Annotated in this window: 7 protein-coding genes; all 7 read right to left on the reverse strand. The window is 70.4% G+C overall.

Annotated elements, in window-relative coordinates; translation table 11 throughout:
* Positions 1–238 precede the first annotated feature (238 nt).
* Positions 239–1,057 (reverse strand): kanamycin nucleotidyltransferase C-terminal domain-containing protein, encoded by an 819-nt coding sequence (locus tag ACSAMQ_RS20040; RefSeq protein ID WP_435397346.1) that lies wholly within the window; start codon positions 1,055–1,057, stop codon positions 239–241.
* A 173-nt stretch (positions 1,058–1,230) separates the two neighbouring features.
* A complete protein-coding gene (locus tag ACSAMQ_RS20045) occupies positions 1,231–1,569 on the reverse strand; it encodes a hypothetical protein (protein WP_435397347.1) in 339 nt (112 codons plus the stop codon).
* A 271-nt stretch (positions 1,570–1,840) separates the two neighbouring features.
* A complete protein-coding gene (locus ACSAMQ_RS20050; RefSeq protein WP_435397348.1) occupies positions 1,841–2,014 on the reverse strand; it encodes a hypothetical protein in 174 nt (57 codons plus the stop codon).
* A 12-nt stretch (positions 2,015–2,026) separates the two neighbouring features.
* Positions 2,027–2,197 carry a hypothetical protein gene (locus ACSAMQ_RS20055; protein ID WP_435397349.1) on the reverse strand — a complete coding sequence of 57 codons (171 nt, stop codon included), beginning with the start codon at positions 2,195–2,197 and terminating at the stop codon, positions 2,027–2,029.
* 51 nt (positions 2,198–2,248) lie between these two features.
* Positions 2,249–2,398, reverse strand: a complete 150-nt coding sequence (locus ACSAMQ_RS20060; protein WP_435397350.1) for a hypothetical protein — start codon at positions 2,396–2,398, stop codon at positions 2,249–2,251.
* Between the two features lie 234 nt (positions 2,399–2,632).
* Positions 2,633–3,838, reverse strand: coding sequence for a DesA family fatty acid desaturase (locus tag ACSAMQ_RS20065; RefSeq protein ID WP_435397351.1), 1,206 nt, complete (start codon positions 3,836–3,838; stop codon positions 2,633–2,635).
* A gap of 278 nt (positions 3,839–4,116) precedes the next feature.
* On the reverse strand, positions 4,117–4,433 hold a 317-nt coding region (locus ACSAMQ_RS20070), incomplete at its 5' end, for a hypothetical protein (protein ID WP_435397352.1).

The raw sequence follows: 4,433 nt of genomic DNA on the forward strand, positions 1-4,433 counted from the left end.
CCGGCCGCGCCGCCAGGCGCCGCCGCGCGCGGCGACGAGGCGCGCTTCGGCGGACCAGGGGTGGAGCAGTCGGCCCATGGCGTGAGGCCCTCGTCGGTCGATCGCGAAGCCGGAGTCGGATGGTCGACGGCACTGCGCAGGATCCGGACAGCGATGCGCGCGTCGCGCCGATGCGGACGCGCCCAATCCGCCTGCGGCGGTCCCGTCGACGATGCGGACTGTACCGGATCGGCCGCGTTCAGCGCTCCGAGGCAGCGCAGCGCGCTTCCAGCGCCTCGTTCAACGAGGCCGCATGCGCCCATTCCTCCAGGCCGGCCCAGACCCGTTCCATCGCCAGGGTCAACACTACTTCGTCGCGCAGGTCGCCCTGGGCGACGAGACCGAACAACTGCGCTGCACCGTCCGGCCCGGGCAGGTCGGCGGCCTCGTCGAACATGGTCCCGCTCGATGCGAACACGTGCCGCTCGGCCAGGCCGATCAGGCAGGCCAGGTGCTGGGCGAAGTCGCACGCGATCAGGGCCAGCGGCTTGCGCGCGTAGCGATTGCGCAGCTTGCCGACCAGCTCGTACAACTCGCCGACGACGATCTCGGCCAGGGCCGCGTCGACCGCGGCATCGTTCGGGTGCGCGGCGAGCGAGCGCAAGGTCTCGACCAGGGCGCCGTGGTCGGGCGCGATCCACAGCGCGCGCGCATGGACGAACTGGCCGTGGCTGAGCGCCCAGCCTTCGCCGACTTCGCGCGCATAGGCCTCGATGGCGGTGCGCGACATCAGGTTGAGCTCGGCCTTGCCGCGGCCGTGCACCCATTCCAGGGTGCCGTCGTAGTCGGCGCCGAGCGCGTCGTCGTCGAGCACCGCCCACAGTTCGAGATCCGAATACGGGCCGTCGCCTTCGCGCGCGGTGGAGCCGTACAGCGCGACCGCGAGCAGGCGCTCGCCGTGGACCTGGCGCAGGCGTTCGACGATCAGTTCGGCCAGTTCGCAGCGTTGTTCGGAGGTGACCGACTGGGGACCGGCGAACAAGGTATCGAGTTCGCCGCGGGGCAATGCGTAATTCATCGCGACTAGGTATCACGCGCGCTGCGGCGCGGCAATTGCGCGATCCGGGCATTGCGACGGACTGCGGAGAATGGGGCCGCGGAGAACGGGACTGCGGAAAATCGGCCGGATGCGCATCGCATCGGCCTGAACGCCTCACCGAATCGGCGATCCGCATGGACGCAAGATGGCGATCACTGCGGTGGCGAGGCGAGTTCGCGCGCGTCGAGCCAGCCGTCGCGGTTACGGTCCTGTTTGCCGAAACGCTCGGCCAGGGTGAGCCGATGCTGCTCGCGCGACAAAGCGGCGCGCGCGCTGCGGCCGCTCGCGGGCTGCTCCTGCGCATCGAGCAGGCCGTCGCGGTTGGCGTCCATCGCGTCGAAGGCGTAGCTGAGCCAGTCCTGGTATTCCAGCAGCGAGATCTTGCCGTCCTGGTCGCCGTCCATGCGCGAGAGATAGTCGCCGGTCGAGGCGACCGGCTGGGCCGCGCTCAGCAGCGGAAAACACAAGGCGATCGCGAACCATCGGCGCATGCGCGGGAACCGGATGACGCCGGGAGCGGCGGCTTTGCCGCGCAGCCTGACGCGCGCGGCGGCGCCAGGCAAGTCCTGGCGCGGAGCGCGGCGACCAACGCGCAGGGCGGCGAACGCCCCGTTGCCGACCGGCTGCCCCGGATCGGTCTGAATTGGGAAGCGGCGGTATCCGGAAAGTTCCGGATCGGGCGCCGGCGCCGCGCGAAGGCGACGCCGGCCACCCGGTGCGCGCGGCGCGAGGCCGCTCACGCACGCCTATCGGCGGCCGAGATCAGGAATCGTCCATGCAGCAGGCGAAGCGAGTGCCGCCGAACTGGCAACCGGCTTTGGGCGCGCAACCCTCGGCGTAGCGGTTGTCGGCCTGGGCCGCGCCGAACCCGACCGACGCGGCGAACAGCGCCGCGATCGCCAGGTATCTCGTGCGGGTGCCACGCAGGGTCTTCATGCGCCCGATTCCTCAGGGAAGCAGGCAGCAGCCGATGCGCTGGCCGCCGTACTTGCAGCCGACTTTCGGCGGGCAGCCTTCGCGGTAGGGGCTGTCGGCCTGGGCCACGCCGAAGCCGATGCCGGCAGCGAACAACGAGGCCAGCATGAGCAGCTTGATGCGCTTGCTACGGAATACCTTCATCTGTTCTGTCTCCTGTGCTTGAAGCGCGGCCCCATCCCTGGCGCGACGCGTTCACGGGTGGCGGGTTCGTCCTTGGAACGACATCGCTCGCGCGCCGCGCAAGACGGCACGGACGGGCAGGTTGAAGAGGATCGGAAGCGGCGCGCGGACGGCGGCGATGGTGGCGGCTGCGATGATTCGGGCAGCGATGTCCCTGCGCATGCGGCATCTCCTTATGCGGCGCGGGACGCGGTCCGGCGCGGCGACTCCATTGCCGAGCACGCTACACCCTCGCCGGCCGGCAAATGCTGATCGGCGTCGCGGTCTTGAGGCGGGCGCCGCGCGGGCCGTCGGTCGAGCCGTCGCACACCGGCCGGCGGCGCGCGCGGGCAAGAAAAAACCCGCGCATCGCTGCGCGGGTTCTGCTGTAACGACAGGCCGGCGAACCGGCTTCGGTCAGTGGCGCGCCGGCGCCAGGGCGTAGCCCTTCATGCGCGCGGAGAACGCCTGCAGCTGCTGGATGCCGCTGGCCTCGGCATCGACGCACCAGGCGTGCAGGCGGTTTAAGGTCGCTTGCGCGTCGTGAGAGCGGTCGTCGAGCACCTGCGCCAGGCGCTGGCGGAATTCGGCCAGGGTCGCCATGCGCGGACGCTCGTCGATCCAGCTCTGCAGGCGCGCGCGCGCGCCGTCGTCGAGCCAGCGGCCGCCATCGGCCAGGCCCTTGCGCAGGCGGCGCGGCAGGGTGCGCATGCGGTCGCCGGCATGCGCGGCTTCTTCGCGCAGGCTCGGCAAGGTCACGCTGCGGTAGTAGTCGGTCATCGCCTGGAAGCGGATCGCGAGCAAGGCGCGCAGGGTTTCGGTGTCGGGCATGGCGATGTTGGGGCGCACGTCCAGGGCCGGCGCGACCCGCAGCACCTTGGCCAGGCGCAACGCCTGCAGGCCGCGGATCACCGTCCAGCCGATGTCGAACTCCCACTTGCGCAGGGCGAACTTGGCCGAGCTCGGGAACGCGTGATGATTGTTGTGCAGCTCTTCGCCGCCGATCCAGAAACCCCACGGGGTCAGGTTGGTCGCGGTGTCGGTGGTCTCGAAGTTGCGATACCCCCACCAGTGGCCGAGGCCGTTGACCACGCCGGCGGCCCAGAACGGAATCCACACCATCTGCAGCGCCCAGATCGCCACGCCGGCGAAGCCGAACAGGGCGAAGCTGAGGAACAGCAGCAGCACCGGCCCCATGGTCGCGTGCGGGGTGTAGAGCTTGCGTTCGATCCAGTCGTCCGGGCAGCCCTTGCCGTACTTCTCGATGTCCTCGCGCTCGGCGCGCGCTTCGCGGTACAGCTCGACGCCGCGCCACATCACCGTGTCGATGCCCTTGAACTGCGGGCTGTGCGGGTCTTCCTCGGTCTCGCACTTGGCGTGATGCTTGCGATGGATCGCCGCCCACTCCTTGGTGATCATCGAGGTGGTCAGCCAGGTCCAGAAACGGAACACATGCGCCAGCGCGGGATGGAAATCGACCGAGCGGTGCGCCATCGAACGGTGCAGGTACAGCGTCACCGACATGATGGTGAGCTGGGTGACCGCGAGGAAGTACACGGCGAGTTCCCAGAAGCCGGCCTGGACCAGGCCGCCGGCGAGGAAATCGATCAGGGAAGCGGGCATTTCGAAACTCCGACAGACCACGGGGGCCGGCCCGAAGCGGCCGGTCCTGGGCAAATGATGCCACCAGGCGCGGACCCTTCGCGCCGGTACGGCTCTGCGATGTGATGGGGTCGTTTATTCCAACGGGCAAGGCGCGCCGCAGCGGGCGCGGCTGAAGGGGTTCAGCTGGCGCCGGCCGACCGGCGGTCGCGGGGTCGGTCGGCCGCCCCGCATTCGGCTTGGCGCCTCTTCCGATCGCGGGAGAGGGCCGGGGTGAGGGCAGGCCTCGCGAACGCCCCCTATTCCGGGCCGCCCTCGGTCGCGTCCGCGTTCACGATCTCCCCGCGCGACCGCGCCAGCTCGCCCTGCGCATAGCGCCGCAGGGCGCCGCGGTCGGCCTTGCCGAACACCGAACGGCGCCCGCAATGGTCGAGCAGCAGGTTCAGATCCTGGGCCGCTCCCAGCCGCTCGATCGTGTGCTTGTCGAACTTCGGCGCGTCGCGGCCGAGCCTGGCCGCTTTCAGCGCGCGCTGCTGCTGCGACAGCCGCCGCGCGCGCCGGCGCCAGTCGTGCCAATCCTCGTCGAGCCCGCTGCGCCGCTCGCGCTCGGCGCAAC

The organism is Lysobacter sp. 1R34A, from assembly GCF_051217035.1.
Taxonomy (GTDB): Bacteria; Pseudomonadota; Gammaproteobacteria; order Xanthomonadales; family Xanthomonadaceae; genus Lysobacter.

Coding starts and splice junctions, on each gene's coding strand:
- ACSAMQ_RS20065 (WP_435397351.1), bottom strand. CDS start 3,838: ATGCCCGCTTCCCTGATCGATTTCCTCGCCGGCGGCCTGGTCCAGGCC.
- ACSAMQ_RS20060 (WP_435397350.1), bottom strand. CDS start 2,398: ATGCGCAGGGACATCGCTGCCCGAATCATCGCAGCCGCCACCATCGCC.
- ACSAMQ_RS20050 (WP_435397348.1), bottom strand. CDS start 2,014: ATGAAGACCCTGCGTGGCACCCGCACGAGATACCTGGCGATCGCGGCG.
- ACSAMQ_RS20045 (WP_435397347.1), bottom strand. CDS start 1,569: ATGCGCCGATGGTTCGCGATCGCCTTGTGTTTTCCGCTGCTGAGCGCG.
- ACSAMQ_RS20040 (WP_435397346.1), bottom strand. CDS start 1,057: ATGAATTACGCATTGCCCCGCGGCGAACTCGATACCTTGTTCGCCGGT.
- ACSAMQ_RS20055 (WP_435397349.1), bottom strand. CDS start 2,197: ATGAAGGTATTCCGTAGCAAGCGCATCAAGCTGCTCATGCTGGCCTCG.